A 19,557-nucleotide genomic window follows, 5' to 3' on the forward strand; every position below is an offset into this window, starting at 1 on the left:
GCCCCAGCGGCCGCACGCCGATGCTGACCACCGCGCCTTCCACCTGCGGTTCACCGGTTGACCACAGGCGCCCGTCCGGCCCGAGGACATTCATCGCCGCGAAGGCGGGCTGCAGCCGTTCGTTGAATGTTGCGCTGACCCGGCTCGGGCCGGCACTGAGGGCGGCATTCTCGGCGGGATCGGTAGCGACCCGAACCGCATGCGCAGAGGCGACACCCGCGGTGCCTAACGCGGTGAATGCGATCACGACCAGCAGCGCCACCGCCGCAGCCGAGCGTGCCGGCCGCGTCACGCCCGCCGCCGAACCAGCGCAACAGCAATACCGACCGCGCCGACGAGCAACGCAGCACCGGCAAGCATCCGGGCGGTGTTATCCGGTCGGCTTTGCGGGCCGTCGCCCGCCACTACGACGGCTCGCTGATCGGAGGCAGTCGTGTGCTGTTGTGGCGATGCGGTCGGTTCCGCCAGGGTCAGCATGGGCGCCGGATGTTCGGGCTCAGTCCCGTCGGGCAGGGGCGGCTGGTCCCATGTGACGGTCGAACCGTCCGAATAGGTCTGAGCGGCCGGAAAGCTGACCGTCTCCGCGTCGGGCAACGTCACCGATATCCGGAACAACGCAAACTGGTCCACCGCGATACCGGCGTTGGGCGCGGCTGTCCAGGTGACCGACTTGACGGTGCCGGCCGCGACGTCGCGGTCGAGGCGGGCCGTCCAACCGGGCATGGTTTCGGTACTCGCCGAAGCCACGTCGGGGAGCGTGACGGTCAATGCGGTGGTGAGAGCTCCGGTCGCGGATTCGTTGGGTACCGAGAACGTGACGAGGGCATGGCCACCGCGCACCGAATTGTCGCTGACCGCGCGAACGTGAGCCGACGCCGGCGCAATGCCGGTCGCCGAGCCGACAAATAAGGTGATGCCTGCTGCGGCGGTGATCAGGACCCGTGAAGTCACGTCAGGCCAACCCGAGTCGCGCCATCAAATCCGCATCAATTTCGTCGAGTTGGTTGGAAATTGCGGCGTGGGCGGCGCGACGGCGGGTGGCGGGCATGTTTTCGGCAGCAGTCACCGCGGCCGCCAAATCACGGAGCCGCTCGGAAATAGCCGCCACGAATTGCTTGGTCTCGGCGTCTTTGGGCCTATTCTCCTGCACGGTTCGCAGCGATTGCTCAGCGCCGGCGATACGGGCCGACAGCTGCGCGCCGTGCCCGGAGAACTGCCCGACTTGCGCCAGCGGAACCCCGAGCTGATCGGCTCGACGCTGGTCCAACAGCCCACGCGCCGCGGTCGCTGCCCGGTACACCAGCGGCACCAACACCGGCGCTAACAACCGTGAGACGGTCAACACTCGCCGAATCCGACTGGGCGAGAACAACTTGCCCTCGCGCGCTGCCTTGAGCTGGGCCTCGGCCGCCTTCAGCGTTGAGCGGTCACTGTCTCGTTGCGCCTTCAACTGCGCTTTGAGGGCTTTGGTTTCAGCGCGTTGCGCGGACTTGAGACGACGGGCCTCGTTCTTCGCGGCCAACTTGGCCTCGAGCTTGGCGCGCGCCTTGATCGCCCGGGCTTCGGCACGACGGATTGCGCGGCTTTTTCGCTTGCGAAACAGGCCCATTGCCGGCCGCCTCCCCGGTGTCTCGGTGCGTATCGCCCTACGTCAACGCGATCGATGGGCCAACCCTAACGGACCGGACCGGCGGCGGGTCGTCAGGTCATGAGGGCTCAGGCGTCCAGGTGCTCCTTGCGCCGCAGTTCGTCGACGCGCTGCACGATGTCTTGCTGCGCTTCCGGTGACAAGCCGCTGGCGCGCATCGCAATACGGCGAACACCCTCGTCCCGCATCGTGGCCAGCCAGGACAACTCTTTGTCGAGCTTTTCGTAATACTCGTCGTCGGTGAAGTAAGCCGGCTTGATCCGGAAGAAGTTCGCCAGCGCGGCCATGGTGGTCGACGAGGGGTTCGTACGGTTGCCCGAGCGCAGCTGCGACAGGTAGGGAGCCGACATCGTGATGCCTTCCGACTTCAACGCCGCGATCACCTCAGCAGATGTATGTGGCCCACGTCCGGGCGGATACACGGTGTCGAATAAGCGATTCAGACGGGCAGCGAACGTCGTGCTCATCGATATGACCTCCACCAGGTTGGTAGCACGAATGACTCCAGGCACGATTTGCTGATCATCGTAGCGACACTTATCGCCACAACCAAGTGCAAACCAATTGGGAATTGGCCAATGCGGGCGGTACCACCGTTGACAGAACGCTGAAACGCAACGCTCGTCGCGCACAGCGCATACACAAGATGCACCAAGCGAATTGTGCAGCAGTTTCGTCGTCGACGCCGCGGGCAGCGGCGTGCGGTGCCTCCGTCGGCTGAGCGAACCTGGCGTCGGGCAACCAGCGCGCGGCGGCGACGCGTCGAGAAACAACTTTGCTGTCGGGCCTATAACGTGCCTCAACCGAGGCCCCGCGACGCCTCTGGGATCGGCGCCGCGACAGGCGGCCGGCGGATGAACCGCACCACTGCGAAGGTCCCCGCGACGAGGCCGACCGACGCGGTCACGGCGACGGCGATCCAGCGCCAGCCCAGCGCGGTGTCGAACAGCATCCACAACCCGAACAACAGGAACAGCAGACTGGCCAGCACATGTAACAGCCCCTCTGGCAACCGCCGGTGCAGCAGGATGCCCGCCGCGATCGCCAGTCCGTCGGCGACGACCATGGCGACCGTCGTGCCGATCCATACGCCGGCCCAGTTCTTGTCGCTGGCCAATGCGACGGTGGCCAGCGTGGTTTTGTCGCCCAACTCGGCAAGCAGAAATGACGACACGACGGCGAGCAGCGCGAACCGGGGCTCGCGGACCGGGCGGACGTCGTCACCGGCATTAGTGCCCTCGCGCCACGTCCACACCGCGAAGGCCAGGAACGCAATCGCCGCGGCGAACGCCATCGGTTTGGCCGGCAGCGTCAGCCCCAGGAAGTGGCCGATGGCCACTGAGACGCCGTGCGCCACACACGCGGCGATCCCCACGCCCGCCAACACCACCCACCAGCGGTAACGCAGCGCATAGGTCATGGTGATGAGCTGCGACCTGTCGCCGAGTTCGGCGAGGAAGACCACTCCGAAGCTCAGTAGCGCGGCTGCAAGCATGCTTGGCGACCTTTCAGGCGCGTCGCTGACGATCGAGGTTTCCCTTTGCTCGTCCAGCGTCGGGTCGAAGGTTCTTCCCCCGAGCCCGAGTCGGACCGGTTGGCCAGCCGGCTATTCGCCTCTGTATGACCCGCTGAATACCTTCGACAATCGACCTCAGGCTAGCGGCCATATCCCAGACACACCAGCGGGGCGATCGAGTTCGGGTAGCCGTATTTTCCGATTCGATGTGGGGCTATTAATGATTCGCCCAATCGTCGGCGACCGGCGAAATTCGTTATGCGGCAAGCAGCATTGCCAAAATTGCGGTATCCGGATGGCTGATGGGATCAACACCGACGCGACTGACCATCGAAGTTATGGTGCCGTCGGCTTCTGCTTCTACCCATGCCGCGCGATGTTCCAAGCCCAGATACGGTAGGCCCGGCAACAGGACGCATCCCGAAGCCGCGCCGCTGCATTCAGGCAACGACGGCGTCGTCTCGGATGGCGGATGCAGCATCAACAGCGCGGGCGGCTGATGATCGGCGAAATAGCCTGGGGTAACCGCGGATTCGCCGACGACCGGACCCTCTGCCAGGACGAGCCCGACCGTGCCGGGCTGAGGTGCGTCCGGCAGTTCCTCGCGGACACCGAATACCGTTGTCGTAGAAAGCAATCCCGGCAGCGACGCTACCCTGACCGCCACCATCAGCAGCTGCGCCCACTCCTTGGTCGAATCAGGCCAACGGCCGGAGATGACAAACCCCTTCAGAGCACCATTGGAGTGGAATGGGGCGACTTCGACGGCCCGGCCTGACCCTGTTTCCATGTGGCCCTCCGCGATATGCCAGCGGGTCGATGTGCTCAGCATGCGCTAGCGCTGGAATACCCGCAAGCGGACACGGCCAATCAATCGCAGGTATCGCAAAAGGATCACGGTCCCAAAAAATCGGGGCGCCGCGATCACCGCGACGCCCCGACATTGCTCGAACGTCAGCCGGCAATCAGCCCCTTGGTCTTCGAACTCGCAGCCGCGTAACGCGACTGCACGTCGTCCCAGTTGACGACATTCCAGAACGCCTTGGAGAAGTCGGCCTTGACATTCTTGTACTGCAGGTAGAACGCATGCTCCCACATGTCGAGCAACAGCAGCGGAATGACGCCGAGCGGGAAGTTGGTCTGGTGGTCGTATACCTGGAATACCAGTAGCTTCTCGCCGAGGTTGTCCCAACCAAGTGCCGCCCAGCCCGATCCCTGCACGGTGTTGGCGGCCGCCGTGAATTGTGCGCGGAACTTGTCGAACGAGCCAAACGCGTCGTCGATCGCGGCGGCAAGTTCACCGGTTGGTTTGTCGCCGCCGTTGGGCGACAGGTTCTTCCACCACATCGTGTGGTTGACGTGACCGGCGAGGTTGAAAGCCAGGTTCTTCTCGTTCAGCAGAATCGAGGAGTGGTCGTCCTTGCTGCGCGCCTCATCGAGTTTGGCCAGCGCGTCGTTGGCGCCCTTGACGTATGTGGCGTGGTGCTTGCTGTGGTGAAGCTCGTTGATTTGTCCCGAGATATGCGGTTCGAGCGCTCCGTAGTCCCAGTCCAGATCGGGCAACGTGTATTCAGCCACGGGGTTCCTTTCCTTCATCGTTGGTGAGCTGCGTCTGACGACCGATGGTGAGCTGCGTCCGACGCTGCACTCGCAGGGCTTTCACCCCGCGGGGGGCTAGCGTAATCAACCCTGCTCCATGACTACGCGCACCGCAACAACGAGTGCAACGAGTTGCATACCCGGCGGACGTGTCTTTAGACCAAAACGATGAGTGCGAGGACGGCCAGCAACACCAGCGCGATGAGACCGGCGCGCACTCCCGCCAACAAGTAGGAGCGATTACATGCAGGCGAGCCGGTGTACCAATGTGACGACGACGCCGCCGGCTGCGGCCCGATCGGTTGCGTCGTCATCGGATGACCCTGACCTGCACGTCCAAACACTCCCCCAGTGAGATGAGTCACAAGCAACTCCAGTGGACGCGATAATAACGCCTCCTGAAGCGCCGGGAAAATTGATCCTCCGATAAGCCCTTGACCAGCGCCGAAGCAGGGTCTGATGGGGTCGGTGCGCGAGCGAGTCCGGGTTTGTGGACGGATTGCCTGATTGGCCGGACTCGGCACCATCTGATGGCGGGCCGTGGGTGTTTAGTGTGGCGATACATTTCGCTCGGCTGACGATCGGGCTGTCGACGGACGTGCCCGTTACCCCGTCGTTATCCACAACTGCCGGTCCAACAGGCCTGTTGGACCCGCCACAACGGTGCGGCGCTGCCCAAGGCCCTGTGAATAAACCTGTGGAAACTGTGGATAGCTCTTGGTTGCTGGCGTTTGCGGCGCGCTGCACGCGCGGCGGCCGCATGCCAAGATCGACCGCATGGCTGGTGAACCGGTGGTCGCAGAAGTAGACGTCGCTATGCTGCCCGCCGAATTCGGAGCTGACGCGGCGGTGCTGCTGGATGTGCGGGACGACGACGAATGGCAGCGCGGTCACGCCGCAGATGCTCACCACATCCCGATGGGCGAGGTGCCGGCGAGGCTCGGCGAGATCGATCCCGGCGCCGAGTTGTACGTGATCTGCCATGCCGGTGGCCGCTCCATGCGGGTGGCGCAGTACCTACAGCAAATCGGCTACCGCGCTGTCAATGTCAGCGGAGGCATGCTGGCCTGGGCGGGCGCCGGTCGGGCCGTGATCACCGACGACGGCAGACCCGGCACCGTCTGAGGGACTTGTCGGGTCGCGACCCGCTGGTCCCCCCGCGCTTGCCATCGTCACTAAGCTGGTCCGGTGATCCAAGTGTGCTCCCAATGCGGCACACGCTGGAATGTTCGTGATCGCCAGCGGGTGTGGTGTCCCCGCTGCCGCGGGACGCTGCTGGCGCCCTCGAGCGAAGCGCCGCCCGCCGATCCGCGGTGGACCCCGCGCGGTGCTGGACAGCTAGTTGGGTCACAGCGGTCAGCGCCGCGGCTGCCGGCCGGCTACCGGTGGATCGCGGTGCGTCCGGGCGCCCCGCCGCCCCCACCACGGCGTCGGCGGCCGCTGGGACCAACTCCGCGCTACGCGGTCATACCCCGGTGGGGCCTGGCTGATCGGGTCGGCCCCGGCGGGCCGGCACCGGCCTCGAGCGCAGCGCGCGGACCGACGGCGGCATGGGTGCGCAGCACGCTTTTCGCTGGGGTCGTGGTGCTGGGCATCGCCGCGCTGGTGCATGTTGTGCGCTACGTGCTGCTGGTCATCAACCGCAACACACTGCTGAATGCGTTCGTAGCGGGTGCTGCGTTCTGGTTGGGCGTGTTGACAAGCGTGGCCGCGATCGCGGCGGTAGTCACCTGTGTGGTTGTGCTGACCCGGTGGTTGATCGCGCGCCGGGCGGCAGCCTTCGCTCATTGCGGCAGACCGGAGCGGCGTGGACTTCGAGCGCTGTGGGCCGGTTGTTTGGTGCCGCTGGCCAACTTGGTGTGGGCCCCGGTCTATGTCATCGAATTGGCCGACACCGAAGGTGTCTACGAGCGGCTCCGCAGGCCGATCCTGCTGTGGTGGATCTTGTGGTTCGCCAGCACCGCGGTGTCGCTCTTCGCCATCGTTACCAGCGGAGCTCAGGATGCCCAAGGTATTGCCAACAACACGGTGGCGATGATTTTCGCCTACCTCGTCGCGGCGGCCGCGGTGGCCGCCGCCGGGCGGGTTTTCGAGGGATTCGAGCGCAAACCGGTCGAACGGCCCGCCCGCCGGTGGGTGATGGTTCCCGACGGGGACGGCAGCGCAGCGGGATCCGCTCCGGCGGTTGAGTTGGAGGGTGCCGAACCGGCAGCATAGGAGTATGACGCCGGCCGACGAGGTGCTCGCCCGGCACCCCTTCGTGGTCGCCCATCGGGGCGCCTCGGCTGCTCGACCGGAACATACGCTGGCCGCCTACGACCTCGCCCTCAAAGAAGGGGCCGACGGTGTGGAATGCGATGTCCGGCTTACCCGCGACGGCTATTTGGTCTGCGTGCATGACCGCCGGCTAGACCGCACGTCGACGGGCGCCGGCCTGGTCAGCACGATGACCCTGGCACAGCTTCGGGAGTTGGAATACGGGGCATGGCATGGCAGTTGGCGTCCCGACGGTGGCCATGGGGACAGCGGTCTGCTGACGCTGGATGCGCTGGTGGAATTGGTGCTGGACTGGAACCGGCCGGTCAAGATCTTCATCGAGACCAAACACCCGGTGCGGTACGGGGCGTTGGTCGAAAGCAAAGTGCTGGCGCTGTTGCAGCGCTTCGGCATCGCGACCCCAGCCTCCGCGGATCGGTCACGGGCCGTGGTGATGTCATTTTCGGCGGCTGCGGTGTGGCGTGTCCGGCGAGCGGCGCCGCTGCTGCCTACGGTGCTGCTCGGCAAGGCCGCCCGGTACTTGGGTAGCAGCGCAGCGACGGCCGTCGGGGCTACGGCAGTAGGACCGTCGATCGCGACGCTGCGCGAGCATCCCGAGTTGGTCGACCGTGCCGCGGCACAGGGACGGGCGTTGTACTGCTGGAACGTCGACCACTATGACGACGTGAGTTTTTGCCGCGAGGTGGGGGTGGCCTGGCTGGCCACCCGCCACCCCGGCCGCGTCAAAGCTTGGCTACAGGACGGGCTGGCCGGCGCAGGGCTCGACTAGAGCCGGCCGCCGGCCGCGGCCGGTGCGTCCGATTGCCGAGGCGCCGAACCGATTTCACGTGCGACGAAGTTCTCCAGCTCGAACAGGTTGGCTCCGGCACGATCGGCGACCCGTAACAAGGTCGTCATCAAGGCCATCTCTTCGACCTGCTCTTTGAGGAACCACTGGATGAATTGCTCACCCAGAAAGTCGCCTTCGTCGCGCGCGACGGCGGCTAGTCGGCTCACCTGGTCGGTGACGGAGCGTTCCTGATCCAGGGCCAGCGCCAGCGCATCCCGTGGCGTGTCGAATTGGTTGCGCACCCGGTCCACGCCGGGGATCTCGACGCGGACGTCGCGGTCGAGCAGATATTGCACCAGCATCATCGCGTGATTCCGCTCTTCCACAGCTTGACTGTAAAAGTGTTTCGCCAGTTGAGGCAGATTGGAATCATCGAAATAGACCGCCATTGCAATATATTGTTGCGCGGTGGTGAATTCGTTGTAGATCTGCTCCTGCATTAATGCATGGAATTTTGTTCGGTGAGCATCGTGATCAGTCATGATGGCCACGCTACCCCAGGTCAGAAGGCATTGTCATCCAAGGTAATACTTACTCAGGCGAGCTTTGCCTAAGTTAAGCAAGGCTATGTTTAATGTATTTATCGATCGCTTTATGTATTAGTTGGCGAGCTTATGGCGCGCCGTCAGAAATTGTTCGGCCGGCGGTTAGGGCTGCCCTTCGACAACGGCCGCCGGCACCGGCGCGTCGGCGGCCAGCGCGTCGAACAATTGGGCGGCTTCGTCGTGGTTCCACACCACCACCGCGCCCGAGTCGCTGCCGGTGAATTCGCCGATCGGCACCGTCACCGTCGTCGTCGCGCCGTGCAAGGACCACCCCAATCGGGCCAGGTCCCAGACGTGGGAGCCCTGATCGACGGTCAGCGCATCGGCCGCCGCGTGCGGCACCGAATACCAGCGCCAGGGGTTCAGCCACACGCCGGGGCTGGTGGCGCGGTGCAATAGGGCCGACATGAACTGCCGCTGGTTGGCCATGCGGTCGAGGTCGGCGCGCGGGGTGGCGCGGCTGCGCACGTAGCCCAGCGCGCTACGGCCGTCGAGGGTCTGGCAACCGGCGGGAAGGCCGATCCCGGCCAGCGGGTCGTCGATCGGCTCCGTCGGACAGGCCGTGACACCGCCCACGGCGTCGACGAGGACCGCGAACCCACTGAATCCGACTTCGACGTAATGGTCGAGTCGTAGACCGGTGGCCTGTTCGACCGTCTGCGCCAGCAACGACGCGCCGCCCATCGCAAACGCCGCGTTGATCTTGTCCCGCCCATAACCCGGGATCGGCACGTAGGAATCGCGGGGAATGGACACCATCGTCGTCGGAAGCGAAGACCCGAACGTCGGCACATGTACCAACAGGATCGTGTCGGTGCGGCCGTTACCGATGTCGCCGCCGGTGGTCAGATCCTGCTGCTGTTCGGCGCTGAGCCCTTGCCGGCTGTCCGAGCCGACCAGCAGCCAGGTGGTGCCGCGCCCGATGGATGGGCGACCGGGATAGTCGGCCAGCACCGGCTGCCGTTGCAGGGCGGTGTCCATCCACAGTGCACCGCCCAGGATCGCGGCACTAGTCAGCAGCACCGCGATCAGTACGGTCAACGAAATGACCTGACCCCATGCATGTTTGCGGCGCCGCGGAGGACGGCTGGGACGGGCGCGTTGCGGTGTGGTGCCCCGGGTTGGCGGCGGCGGATCGGGACGACGCGGTCGGTGGCCGATATCGCGCTGAATGATCGGCGACGGTTCTCGTCGCGGTCCGGTCGGCCGGTTGCGGTCCATCAGCGCAGCCATCCCAGATGGCCGGCCAGCAGCGTATAACCGACGAAGGCCACCGTATCGATCACCCCGTGGGCGATCACCAACGGCCAGAGTCGGCCGCTGCGCTGCCAGACGTACCCGAACACCAGCCCCATCGCGATGTTGCCGAGGCCAGCGCCGAAGCCTTGATACAGGTGGTAGCTGCCGCGCAGCAGGCTGGAACATACCAGCGCCACACGGGGATTGACGCCCAGCTGGGGCAGCCGGGTCAACAGGTAGCCGACAACGATGATCTCTTCTGCCCACCCGTTGGCGAATGCGGCCGCAACCAATATCGGCACCCGCCACCAGGTGTCGCTCAGACTGGAGGGGACGACCTCGGCGTTGAGCCCGATCGCCCGCGCGGCGAAGTAGAGCCCCAACCCCGGCAACCCGATCAGCGCAGCCAAACCGATACCGCCCCACAGATCGGTACGCCAGTCGAACCGGCCGAGGCCAATCCGAGCCGGAGTAAAGCCGCTGCGCCACAACAGGTACAGGCCAAGCCCACCCCAGGCGATGAGTTGTCCGACGAAGGCCGCATTCAGCCCGAGATCGATCAGGTCGAAGTAGGACCGCTTCGGATTGAGTGGAATCCGCTGCGCGCTCAGATTCCGCAGGACCGCATCGGTCAGCTGCAGAGCCGCGGTGACGGCGGCCAGCCCGAAGGTGACGCCCAGTACGACGCCGACCTCGATCCACAGCGCGCGTGGCTGCGCCAGTGGACGATCGGGGGCGGTCACCTCGACACGGTAACCGGTCGAATCACCCGACGGCCCTCACCGTGCGCGGGCCGCACGAAACCGGTTAGGAGTAACCGCGGGCTCGGAGGCCGTTGACGAAGGGGCAGCCCATCAGCACCCGGATGGCCTGGCTCAGCCCGACGACGTCGTCAACCGGTTTGCGGAACGGCAACCGGACGTCGCTGTCGCCGTCGGCGCTTTCGACGCGCAGTCGTACGCCGTAGCGGTCGATGCCCAACGGGCGCACGTCGCCGCGCCGCAGCCGTGCGGGCAGCCTGGCGGCCAGTCGTGCCACCACGTCGCGATGCGCGGTGTCGAGGTGCCGAATCCAGCAGGTCTCCCATGCACAGAACGGGTCTGGGCGTGCGGCCAGCAGCGCAGCGACCCCGACGGATTCTGCCCCGGTGGTATCGGTCGCCACCACCGACTCGATCTCCAGCCGAAGCAGCGTGTAGCGGGTGTCGCCGTCGACGGCGGGCTGGGATGCCGCCGTCTCTACTTGCAGTAGCGCCGGATTCGGGTCCTCAGCGGCGATCAGGTCCAGCACTTGGGCCGCGATGGGCAGCGGCACCTCCCGCAACCGGCCCCGGATCCACACCAGCGAGCGCACCGGCTCGCGCAACGGCAACGGTGCATAGTCGGCCAGCTCTAACACAGCCTGAGCGCCCGCCGCACCGCAGCCAGCCAACTGCTCGGCCACCTCCCCGTCGGCAGCGGCCACGACCGCGAACGACCCGTCGGCCAGCAGGTGGTGCAGCGGGGTGGTGACCGGCTCTGCCCCATCGACGGCCAACAGTGCGCCGCCGGCCCGCAAACAGGTGCTGCGGATCCGCTCAGCGGTCGTCGGCGTGGCGCAGTTGGCGAGGGTCATCGATCACCATCCTTAAGTGAGGTAAGCCTAACTTAACTAACGTGGAGGCGGCGGCGCAAGGCTGTCGACCCGATAGGGTTTTGGCGTGGCTCGTATCGCGTATCTCGGACCCGAGGGGACCTTCACCGAAGCCGCGCTGCTCCAAATGCGAGACACCGGCATGGTTCCCATGCAGAGTCCCGACGCGGTGGAAGCGGTACCGGTCGTGAGCACACCGGCCGCTCTGGACTCCGTTCGGCGGGGCGAAGCCGATTACGCCTGCGTGCCGATCGAGAACTCGATCGACGGCTCCGTGGTGCCGACGCTCGATAGCCTGGCCATCGGCTCGCCGCTACAGGTTTTCGCCGAAGTGACCCTGGACGTGGCGTTTACCATCGCCGTCAAACCTGGCCGCACCGAAGCCGATGTGCGGACGCTGGCCGCCTTTCCCGTCGCCGCTGCGCAGGTCCGGCGGTGGCTCGCCGAACATCTGCCCACCGTCGAGTTGCAGCCCGCCAACTCCAACGCCGAGGCCGCGCAGCAAGTCGCCAACGGCCTTGTGGACGCGGCGGTGAGCTCGCCGCTGGCCGCGTCCCACCGCGGGTTGGCGGCGCTGGCCGAGGGCGTCGTCGACGAGCCCAACGCGCGCACCCGGTTCGTGTTGGTCGGGCCGCCGGGCCCGCCACCGGCCCGCACCGGGGCCGACCGGACGTCGGTGGTGTTGCATATCGAGAATGCGCCAGGGGCCCTGGTCGCGGCGCTGATCGAGTTCGGTATCCGCGATATCGACCTGACTCGCATCGAATCGCGCCCGACCCGAAAAGAGTTGGGCACGTACGTATTTTTTCTGGATTGCGTCGGGCACCTCGACGACGACGCGGTCGGCGAGGCACTCAAAGCGCTCTACCGTCGTTGTACGGACGTGCGTTATTTGGGTTCCTGGCCTACTGGAGTGGTCGCGGGCGCCGCGCCACCGCAACTCGACGCGGCATCACGCTGGCTGACACGGCTGCGGGGTCGGCAATGAGCGGCCGGTTGGTGTTGCTGCGGCACGGTCAGTCCTTCGGCAATGTCGACCGCCGGCTGGACACCCGACCGCCCGGCAGCGAGCTGACGCCGTTGGGCCGCGATCAAGCCCGCGCGTTCGCGCACAACGGCTTACGACCGCCCGGGCTGTTGGTGCACTCGATCGCCACCCGGGCGGCGCAGACCGCCGCGGAGATCAGCGCCGCGGTCGACGTGTCGGCCAACGAAGTCGCCGGCATCCACGAGGTGCAGGTCGGCGAGCTGGAAAACCGCAGCGACGACGACGCCGTCGCAGAATTCAACGCCATCTACCAGCGCTGGCACGAGGGCCACTGGGATGTCGCATTACCGGGCGGCGAGACCGCCAACGACGTGCTGGACCGTTACGTGCCGGTACTGACCGAGTTGCGGATGCGCTATCTCGACGACGACGGGTGGGATCGCGACATCGTCGTCGTCAGCCATGGTGCGGCGATCCGGCTGGCCGCGGCCGTCCTGGCCGGCGTCGACGGCAGCTTCGTGGTGGACCACCACTTGGGCAACGCCGAGTCGGTGGTGCTGGCGCCCATCACCGACGGCCGCTGGAGCTGCGTGCAATGGGGCGCACTGTCCCCGCCGTTTGCGCCTGAGCCGCAGGCATCACCGGTGGCCGACGCGGTGGAATCCGGCACCGACCCGATGGGCTGACCGCCCGGCGACGATGCGAGCGCACAGCGCGATGAGGAGCCGGGACGGGCAGTCGAGGTTCAGACCGCCAGCGCGATGGCTTCGGCGCACCCGCAGCCAACCACGTCGCAGTCGACCACGAAGGCGTGCGGCATCAGCTCCGGGCTGGTGCAATCCGGCTCGGTGCACTCCGACCGGCGCAATGAATGTCGAATGATGGTGCCGTGGCAGTGATCCAAGCCGGCCCGGCAATCGCGGCAGCTTGTAGTCATGGCCCGTTCTTAGCACGCTGCGCCGACAGATCATCGATGCCGCGCCCGGCGGGCCGGCATGAGATCGTCAGGCCCAGCCCAAGTCGTGCAGGCGGTCGTCGTCGATGCCGAAATGGTGGGCGATCTCGTGGATCACCGTGATCTTCACTTCGTCGACAACCTCGTCGTCGGAGTCGCAGATGTCTAGCAGCGCGTCGCGGTAAATCGTGATCGTGTCGGGCAGCGACCCGGCGTAGTTGGAGTCCCGCTCGGTCAACGCCACGCCTTCGTAGAGGCCGAGCAGCTCGGCATCGTCGGGATGGCGGTCGGCGACCAACACGACGACGTTGTCCATGACGGCAGCCAGTTCGGGCGGGATCAGGTCGAGCGCGTCGGACAACAGCTCGTCGAATCGCTGCGGGCCCATCCGCACCGCCACTCGGTTACGTCCCCGGTGCGGGTTGAGCGGCCGGCGGCGGTGCCGGAGCGGGCTCGGCAGCAGGTGGCGCTTCCGGAGCCGGCGGCGGCGGTGCGGGCGGTGCCTCCGGCGGCGGTGCCGGAGCCGGTGCTTCGGGCGGAGGCGCTGCGGGTGGCTGAGCCGGCGCGGGTGCCGCCGGTGGTGGCTGCACAGGTGCGCCAGGCTGTTGCGGCAGATGCTGGTTGCCCTGTCGTTGCTGGCCGGTCTGCCCGGCGGCCGATGACGACGAAGGGCCTCCCCCGGAACTGGGCGGCGGCATGGGGATCGGTGGCAGGTTGAGCCGCTCCTGCGGAATGTCCGGCGGCGGGATCGGCGGCTGGCCGTTGATCATCAGCGCGCCCTTGGCACTGTTCACCAGTGTCGCCCAGCCGCCATTGCCCAGTGTCGCGCCGATGCTGCACGCCACTTCACGGCTGCCCGCGGACCAACTCGGCAATGACAGCGTGCTGTAGGTCAGCGTCAGCGTCGTGCTGCGCAACTGCACCGGGGCCAGGTAGGCGTCGGTGAGCCGGGTGCACGACTCCTTGACGAAGGCGTCCTGTTCGGGTTCGGGAGGCAGCGCGTCGGGAAACTTGGCGACCAGGTTCACCGTGCCGGTGACCTCCATGGCGTGCGGGGCGGCGCAGTCGACGGGCACGTCGGTGGGCTGGTTGGTCGTGGGGTCGATACCCAGGCAGGTACCGTCCGGCCACACCCGCGACTGGTCGAGATCGGCGACCTTGCCCTCGAAGACCTGTTGTTCGTTGCCGGCGCCGGGCAATTGCAGGCCGCACAGCATGCGCCGCTCACCGGCTTGACGCCACGCCCGGTCGCCCGACCACAGCATGCTGATGGTGAACCTGCTGTGCGGGTCAAACCGGGTGCCGAGGTAGCGGTGCACCGCCGACTCGCATTGCTCCTGGCCGATCTGCTCGATGCGGGCTGCCGACGGCGGGGCGGCATCCGGCCCATACTCCGAACCCGGGAAGGTCCGCATGTCGATGGACTCGGCGACCTCGAACCGGTGCTCGTCCTTGCAGTCGACAATGGTCGCGGCATCTGGCGTCTTATCGGGCCACATCAGGCAGTCGCCGCCGGCAGCACGGTTGAAAGCGGCGTTGCCCTTGGTGCCGGTGCTGGGCACCGGGTCGATGTAGCCGGCGAGTCGCCCGGGACCGTCGCCGGTGATCGGCAGCGCGGTCACCAGCCCGGCGATGAGCAGACCACCCAACGCGGTCAGCAGCAGCGCCCGCCGGGTTGCCGAGGCCTGCAGGGTGCGCAGCCAACCGAACCGCGCCGGCCGGGATTGCGGCTGGTCGGTGAGCGCATCGTCCTGTTCGAGTGCGTCCAACATCGGCTCCATTCTGACAGGCCCCACGCGTGCCGTGACAGGTGATGCAAAAGTTGCACCCGAGGTCGGTGCTGGCGTGCCGGACTAGCCAACGCTCGGGGCGGCGCCCGACAAAAGTAGTGTTCTTGGCCGTGATCGACCTGAAGCTGTTGCGCGAAGACCCCGACGCCGTCCGGCGCTCCCAGACCAACCGCGGCGAGGACCCGCTCCTGGTCGACGCGCTGCTGTCGGCGGATGCCGCCCGGCGCAGCGCGATCTCGGTCGCCGATTCGCTGCGCGCCGAGCAAAAGGCCGCCAGCAAGAAGGTCGGCGCCGCATCCGCCGACGAGCGCCCGGCGTTGTTACAGCAGGCACGCGGGCTGGCCGAGCAGGTCAAGGCGGCCGAGGCCGAGCAGGCCGACGCCGAGGCGGCGTTCACCGCTGCGCACATGGCGATCTCCAACGTCATCCTCGATCCGGTGCCTGCCGGCGGCGAGGACGACTTCACCGTCCTCGACGTCGTCGGCGAGCCGACCACTATCGAAAATCCGAGGGACCATTTGGAACTCGGCGAGTCTCTGGGTCTGCTCGACATGGAGCGGGGCGCCAAGGTGTCCGGCTCGCGGTTCTATTTTTTGACCGGCAGGGGCGCGCTGCTGCAGCTGGGGCTGCTCCAGCTGGCCATCCGGCTTGCGGCAGACAACGGCTTCATCCCGGTGATCCCCCCGGTGCTGGTACGCCCAGACGTGATGTCGGGCACCGGTTTCCTGGGCGCACACGCCGAGGAGGTTTATCACCTCGAAGCCGATGACCTCTATTTGGTCGGCACCTCGGAGGTGCCGCTGGCCGGCTATCACGCCGACGAGATCCTCGACCTGTCCGCGGGCCCGCTGCGTTACGCGGGCTGGTCGTCGTGCTTTCGGCGCGAAGCCGGCAGCCACGGCAAGGACACCCGCGGCATCATCCGGGTGCACCAGTTCGACAAGGTCGAGGGGTTCGTCTACTGCACACCGGCCGACAGCGAGGCGGAGCACAGCCGGCTGCTGGGCTGGCAGCGCGAAATGCTGTCCCGTATCGAGGTGCCCTACCGCGTAATCGACGTGGCAGCAGGCGATCTCGGCTCCTCAGCGGCTCGCAAGTTCGACTGCGAAGCATGGGTTCCCACCCAGGGCGCCTACCGCGAGCTGACCTCGACGTCGAACTGCACCACCTTCCAGGCCCGCCGGCTGGCCACCCGCTACCGGGACGCCAACGGTAAGCCGCAGATCGCCGCGACGCTCAACGGCACCTTGGCCACCACCCGTTGGCTGGTCGCCATCTTGGAGAACCACCAGCGCCCCGACGGCAGCGTGCGGGTGCCCCAGGCATTGGTTCCGTTCGTGGGCACCGAACTGCTGGAGCCGGTCGGCTAAGCGTCCACCGCGGTCGGCGTCGCCCGCAACTGCGCGTGGCGGTGCTGCCGCTCGATCGTGGCGAAATAGAACGCGAACGCGAAGGCGCAGCTGGTGAACAGGCTGGACACGAAATACAGCCACGGCCGCCGCAGACCCCGCCGGTACCCGTCGATGATCGTGAACAGCGGCAGCAGAACGACATTGATGATGGTGTAGTCCTGACTGGCCGAACTGGCCGCGGGGTTGGTGAACATCAGCCGGATGTAATCCGACCAACTGCCAGGTCCCCATATCGGATTGCCGGATCCGGTCGAGTACTCACGCACGAACCGGATATTGAAATACCAGCCCAGCACGATCGACGCGATCCCGATGACGTAGTAGAGGCATTCCAGCGTCGAGAACCGGGACCCGCCGGACGGCCGGCTGAATACAGCGGGATTCGAGGCAACGATCCAGCCGATCACGGTCAGGCCCAGGATTGCGTGTACGAGAAGCGAGATCATGCGGGCAGTCTCGGCAACCCGCGCAGTTTTGTCAATATTGACACTTCTGCGAGTCGAACGGCACGGTAGGTTACCGGCATGGCCCGACCGCCCCAGACGTCGCGCAGCGAGCGCACTCGCGAAGCATTGCGCCAGGCCGCGCTGGTGCGGTTTTTGGCCCAAGGCGTCGAAGACACCTCGGCCGAGCAGATCGCGGCGGACGCCGGGGTGTCGCTGCGCACCTTTTATCGGCATTTCACGTCCAAACACGACCTGTTATTCGCCGACTACGACGCCGGGTTGCACTGGTTTCGCACCGCGCTGAACGCACGACGGCCCGACGAGTCGATCATCGAGTCCGTGCAAGCGGCAATCTTCGCGTTTCCCTATGACGTTGAGGCGGTGACCCGAATAGCTGCGCTGCGGGCCCAAGAACTCGACCCCGGACGCATTGTGCGGCACATCCGCCAGGTGGAAGCCGACTTCGCCGACGCGATCGTCGAACGATTGGCCCCCGACGGGCCCCGCATGCCGGATGACCGGCTGCAGATCACGGTGACCGCGCGCTGCATCGCGGCCGCGGTGTTCGGCGCGATGGAGGTGTGGATGCTCGGCGAGGACCGGTCACTGGCTGAGCTGGCCCGCCTGTGCCGAGCGGCGCTCGACTCGTTGCAGCTGGGTGTGCTGGACCAGTTTCGTCATAATTGACAAAACTGGGGATCCATGCCAGCCTGCGTCGCAGATGCAGGGAGGGCAGAGCGGATGGCCGACTACGACGCAATCGTCATTGGTGCCGGACACAACGGGCTGGCCGCAGCGGTACTGCTGCAACGCGCCGGACTGCGCACGTTGTGTCTGGAATCCAAGCTTTACGCCGGAGGGATGGCTTCCACGGTCGAGTTGTTCGACGGCTACCGATTCGAAATCGCCGGCTCGGTGCAGTTCCCGACTGCGCCCGTCGTTGTCGAAGCGCTGGGCCTGAACACCTTGCCGACCATCGACTTGGACGTCATGTCGGTCGCGCTGCGGGGGGTCGGTGATGACCCGCTCGTCCAGTACAGCGACCCGATCAAGCTGTTCGCCCATCTCAGCGATGTGCACGGCGCCGATGCCGTCAACGGCATGGCCGGCCTGATGGCCTGGAGCCAGGCACCCACCCGCGCGCTGGGCCGCTTCGAGGCCGGGACACCGCCGAAGACGATCGATCAGATGTATGCCTGTGCCACCAACGAATTCGAACGCTCCGCCATCGACGACATGCTGTTCGGCTCGGTCACCGACGTGTTGGACCGCTACCTTCCCGACCGCGAGAAACACGGCGCGCTACGTGGTTCGATGACTGTGCTGGCGGTCAACACCCTCTACCGCGGGCCGGCCACACCGGGCAGCGCGGCCGCACTCGCCTTCGGATTGGGTGTTCCCGACGGCGACACCATGCAGATGAAGAAGCTGCGCGGCGGCATCGACGCGCTCACCGCGCATCTGAGCGACGTGCTGCAAAGCCACGGCGGCGAACTCCGACTACGTACCAAAGTGAGCGAGATCGTGCTCACCGGCGGCCGCGTCAGCGGGGTGCGCACCGAGGCGGGCGACACCATCACCGCCCCCGTCGTCGTCTCGGGCATCGCGCCGGACCTCACGCTCAACGAGTTGATCGATCCGGCTGCGCTGCCCGCCGATATCCGGCAGCGCTACGCGCGGACCGACCATCGCGGCAGCTACCTGCAGATGCACTTCGCGCTGGACGAGCCCCCCAGATTCGCTGCGCCCTACGAGGCGCTCGACGACCCCGCCATGCAGGCATCGATCGGCGTGTTCTGCACACCCGAAGAAGTCCAGCAGCAGTGGGAGGATTGCCGCCGCGGGACGGTTCCGGCCGACCCGACGGTGGTTTTGCAGATCCCGTCCCAAAACGATCCCGACCTGGCCCCGGCGGGTAAACACGCGGCATCGGCCTTCGCGTTGTGGTTCCCGATCGAAGGGGATGCCGATTACGGCCAGGCCAAAGTTGACATGGGTCGGCGCGTGATCGACAAGATCACCCGCCTCGCACCGAATTTCGAAAGCAGTATTATCCGGCACACCACCTTCACGCCCCGGCATATGGGTGTGATGTTCGGCGCCCCGGGCGGCGACTACTGCCACGGGCTGCTCAACGCCAATCAGATCGGTCCCAATCGCCCAGGCCCCAAAGGCTTTGTCGGCCAACCGATCCCGATTGACGGCCTGTACCTGGGCAGTGCGGGATGCCACGGCGGGCCGGGCATCACCTTTATTCCCGGTTATAACGCCGCGCACCAAGCACTGGTTGACGCTGGCTGCTAACCCGATCGATCCAACAGCTGGTCGAGCAATGCGGTGAACTCTTCCGGATTCTCCGGCGTGAATGCGGGGCTCAAGGGAGTTCCCGGTACGTCCAGCGTGATCAACGTCGACTTCAATGGCCGGCGAACGTCGAGTGGCAGCCAGCGTCGAAGGTCTGAGCTGCCCCAGATCCGGAACCTGTGCACGAGCATCCCGAGCGGCTCGGCCTGGTAGCCGCGGATCCTGTCTAGCGCAATGACCTTCGAGGTGCCCGAAGGAAAATGATAGCGCCGCAAGGTGATCGCGGTGCGGTCCAACTGGACCAGGCCGTCGTCGTAATGCTGCGGAGACGTCACTGCCGCTCACACCGAAGCTCGTGACCGCGCGCGGTGAGGCAG

24 protein-coding genes and 1 pseudogene are annotated in these 19,557 nt (G+C 66.3%); 8 read left to right on the forward strand and 17 right to left on the reverse strand.

The genetic code is table 11. The features are described 5' to 3' along the window. The 8 genes from A5707_RS08580 to A5707_RS24105 all read right to left on the reverse strand — a co-directional run. On the reverse strand, positions 1 to 292 hold a 292-nt coding region (locus tag A5707_RS08580), incomplete at its 3' end, for a copper resistance CopC family protein (protein ID WP_197495290.1). Next, positions 289 to 936: a YcnI family protein gene (locus tag A5707_RS08585; protein WP_232000673.1), complete on the reverse strand. Its 648-nt coding sequence runs from the start codon at positions 934 to 936 to the stop codon at positions 289 to 291. The genes A5707_RS08585 and A5707_RS08580, both read right to left, overlap by 4 nt. Positions 937 to 952: 16 nt before the next feature. Then, positions 953 to 1,609: a DUF6474 family protein gene (locus A5707_RS08590; RefSeq protein WP_065014082.1), complete on the reverse strand. Its 657-nt coding sequence runs from the start codon at positions 1,607 to 1,609 to the stop codon at positions 953 to 955. A gap of 107 nt (positions 1,610 to 1,716) precedes the next feature. Beyond that, positions 1,717 to 2,115, reverse strand: coding sequence for a secretion protein EspR (locus tag A5707_RS08595; protein WP_065014083.1), 399 nt, complete (start codon positions 2,113 to 2,115; stop codon positions 1,717 to 1,719). 332 nt (positions 2,116 to 2,447) lie between these two features. Then, positions 2,448 to 3,143, reverse strand: a complete 696-nt coding sequence (locus A5707_RS08600) for a TMEM165/GDT1 family protein (RefSeq protein ID WP_065014084.1) — start codon at positions 3,141 to 3,143, stop codon at positions 2,448 to 2,450. A 277-nt stretch (positions 3,144 to 3,420) separates the two neighbouring features. Further along, the gene (locus A5707_RS08605) at positions 3,421 to 3,954 is read right to left on the reverse strand and encodes a peptidase (protein WP_065014085.1); all 534 of its coding nucleotides are present in this window, start codon (positions 3,952 to 3,954) and stop codon (positions 3,421 to 3,423) included. A gap of 164 nt (positions 3,955 to 4,118) precedes the next feature. After that, the gene (locus A5707_RS08610) at positions 4,119 to 4,742 is read right to left on the reverse strand and encodes a superoxide dismutase (protein ID WP_065014099.1); all 624 of its coding nucleotides are present in this window, start codon (positions 4,740 to 4,742) and stop codon (positions 4,119 to 4,121) included. Positions 4,743 to 4,918: 176 nt separating this feature from the next. Next, complete coding sequence (locus tag A5707_RS24105) at positions 4,919 to 5,077, reverse strand: hypothetical protein (protein ID WP_197495291.1); 159 nt, start codon at positions 5,075 to 5,077, stop codon at positions 4,919 to 4,921. Positions 5,078 to 5,579: 502 nt separating this feature from the next. Here A5707_RS24105 and A5707_RS08615 point away from each other — a divergent pair. The 3 genes from A5707_RS08615 (at position 5,580) to A5707_RS08625 (ending at position 7,809) form a co-directional block, all read left to right on the forward strand. Continuing rightward, positions 5,580 to 5,888 carry a rhodanese-like domain-containing protein gene (locus tag A5707_RS08615; protein WP_419866402.1) on the forward strand — a complete coding sequence of 103 codons (309 nt, stop codon included), beginning with the start codon at positions 5,580 to 5,582 and terminating at the stop codon, positions 5,886 to 5,888. A gap of 63 nt (positions 5,889 to 5,951) precedes the next feature. Beyond that, positions 5,952 to 6,980 (forward strand): DUF4328 domain-containing protein, encoded by a 1,029-nt coding sequence (locus A5707_RS08620; protein WP_082969346.1) that lies wholly within the window; start codon positions 5,952 to 5,954, stop codon positions 6,978 to 6,980. 4 nt (positions 6,981 to 6,984) lie between these two features. After that, entirely contained in the window at positions 6,985 to 7,809 is an 825-nt protein-coding gene (locus A5707_RS08625; protein WP_065014087.1) for a glycerophosphodiester phosphodiesterase, read from the forward strand. On the opposite strand, the gene A5707_RS08630 is transcribed toward A5707_RS08625, so the two are convergent. The 4 genes from A5707_RS08630 to A5707_RS08645 all read right to left on the reverse strand — a co-directional run bounded on the left by A5707_RS08630 (position 7,806) and on the right by A5707_RS08645 (position 11,267). Beyond that, positions 7,806 to 8,351 carry a ferritin gene (locus tag A5707_RS08630; RefSeq protein ID WP_065014101.1) on the reverse strand — a complete coding sequence of 182 codons (546 nt, stop codon included), beginning with the start codon at positions 8,349 to 8,351 and terminating at the stop codon, positions 7,806 to 7,808. The two genes, A5707_RS08625 and A5707_RS08630, sit on opposite strands and share 4 nt — an antisense overlap. A 165-nt stretch (positions 8,352 to 8,516) precedes the next feature. Beyond that, positions 8,517 to 9,635, reverse strand: a complete 1,119-nt coding sequence (locus tag A5707_RS08635) for an LCP family protein (RefSeq protein WP_082969347.1) — start codon at positions 9,633 to 9,635, stop codon at positions 8,517 to 8,519. Continuing rightward, positions 9,635 to 10,396, reverse strand: a complete 762-nt coding sequence (locus tag A5707_RS08640) for a CPBP family intramembrane glutamic endopeptidase (RefSeq protein ID WP_065014088.1) — start codon at positions 10,394 to 10,396, stop codon at positions 9,635 to 9,637. Before A5707_RS08640 ends, A5707_RS08635 begins: the two co-directional genes overlap by 1 nt. Positions 10,397 to 10,460: 64 nt before the next feature. Then, positions 10,461 to 11,267 (reverse strand): DUF2470 domain-containing protein, encoded by an 807-nt coding sequence (locus tag A5707_RS08645; RefSeq protein ID WP_065014089.1) that lies wholly within the window; start codon positions 11,265 to 11,267, stop codon positions 10,461 to 10,463. An 85-nt stretch (positions 11,268 to 11,352) separates the two neighbouring features. Between A5707_RS08645 and pheA the strand changes: the two genes are divergently transcribed. Both pheA and A5707_RS08655 read left to right on the forward strand, forming a co-directional pair. After that, complete coding sequence (gene pheA / locus A5707_RS08650; protein ID WP_065014090.1) at positions 11,353 to 12,273, forward strand: prephenate dehydratase; 921 nt, start codon at positions 11,353 to 11,355, stop codon at positions 12,271 to 12,273. Beyond that, positions 12,270 to 12,959, forward strand: a complete 690-nt coding sequence (locus A5707_RS08655; protein WP_065014091.1) for a histidine phosphatase family protein — start codon at positions 12,270 to 12,272, stop codon at positions 12,957 to 12,959. The genes pheA and A5707_RS08655 overlap by 4 nt, the downstream gene beginning before the upstream one ends. A 59-nt stretch (positions 12,960 to 13,018) precedes the next feature. Here A5707_RS08655 and A5707_RS08660 read toward each other — a convergent pair whose 3' ends face one another. The 3 genes and pseudogenes from A5707_RS08660 to A5707_RS08670 form a co-directional block, all read right to left on the reverse strand. Beyond that, positions 13,019 to 13,210 carry a hypothetical protein gene (locus A5707_RS08660; RefSeq protein ID WP_065014092.1) on the reverse strand — a complete coding sequence of 64 codons (192 nt, stop codon included), beginning with the start codon at positions 13,208 to 13,210 and terminating at the stop codon, positions 13,019 to 13,021. Then, positions 13,207 to 13,628, reverse strand: a pseudogene (locus tag A5707_RS08665) (metallopeptidase family protein). The gene A5707_RS08660 and the pseudogene A5707_RS08665 overlap by 4 nt, the downstream one beginning before the upstream one ends. 4 nt (positions 13,629 to 13,632) lie before the next feature. Then, positions 13,633 to 15,009 (reverse strand): septum formation family protein, encoded by a 1,377-nt coding sequence (locus A5707_RS08670; protein ID WP_065014094.1) that lies wholly within the window; start codon positions 15,007 to 15,009, stop codon positions 13,633 to 13,635. 119 nt (positions 15,010 to 15,128) lie between these two features. Between A5707_RS08670 and serS the strand changes: the two genes are divergently transcribed. Then, positions 15,129 to 16,388, forward strand: a complete 1,260-nt coding sequence (serS, locus tag A5707_RS08675) for a serine--tRNA ligase (protein WP_065014103.1) — start codon at positions 15,129 to 15,131, stop codon at positions 16,386 to 16,388. Here serS and A5707_RS08680 read toward each other — a convergent pair. Beyond that, positions 16,385 to 16,876: a DUF2834 domain-containing protein gene (locus A5707_RS08680; protein ID WP_065014095.1), complete on the reverse strand. Its 492-nt coding sequence runs from the start codon at positions 16,874 to 16,876 to the stop codon at positions 16,385 to 16,387. The two genes, serS and A5707_RS08680, sit on opposite strands and share 4 nt — an antisense overlap. A gap of 78 nt (positions 16,877 to 16,954) precedes the next feature. On the opposite strand from A5707_RS08680, the gene A5707_RS08685 reads away from it, so the two are divergent. Together A5707_RS08685 and A5707_RS08690 are read left to right on the forward strand one after the other, a co-directional pair. After that, entirely contained in the window at positions 16,955 to 17,563 is a 609-nt protein-coding gene (locus A5707_RS08685; RefSeq protein ID WP_065014096.1) for a TetR/AcrR family transcriptional regulator, read from the forward strand. Between the two features lie 54 nt (positions 17,564 to 17,617). Next, a complete protein-coding gene (locus A5707_RS08690; protein ID WP_065014097.1) occupies positions 17,618 to 19,180 on the forward strand; it encodes a phytoene desaturase family protein in 1,563 nt (520 codons plus the stop codon). On the opposite strand, the gene A5707_RS08695 is transcribed toward A5707_RS08690, so the two are convergent. Beyond that, positions 19,177 to 19,515 (reverse strand): hypothetical protein, encoded by a 339-nt coding sequence (locus A5707_RS08695; RefSeq protein WP_065014098.1) that lies wholly within the window; start codon positions 19,513 to 19,515, stop codon positions 19,177 to 19,179. The genes A5707_RS08690 and A5707_RS08695 overlap by 4 nt on opposite strands. Positions 19,516 to 19,557: the final 42 nt, after the last annotated feature.

Origin of the sequence: Mycobacterium kyorinense, assembly GCF_001672775.1 — a bacterium.
Lineage (GTDB): Bacteria > Actinomycetota > Actinomycetes > Mycobacteriales > Mycobacteriaceae > Mycobacterium > Mycobacterium kyorinense_A.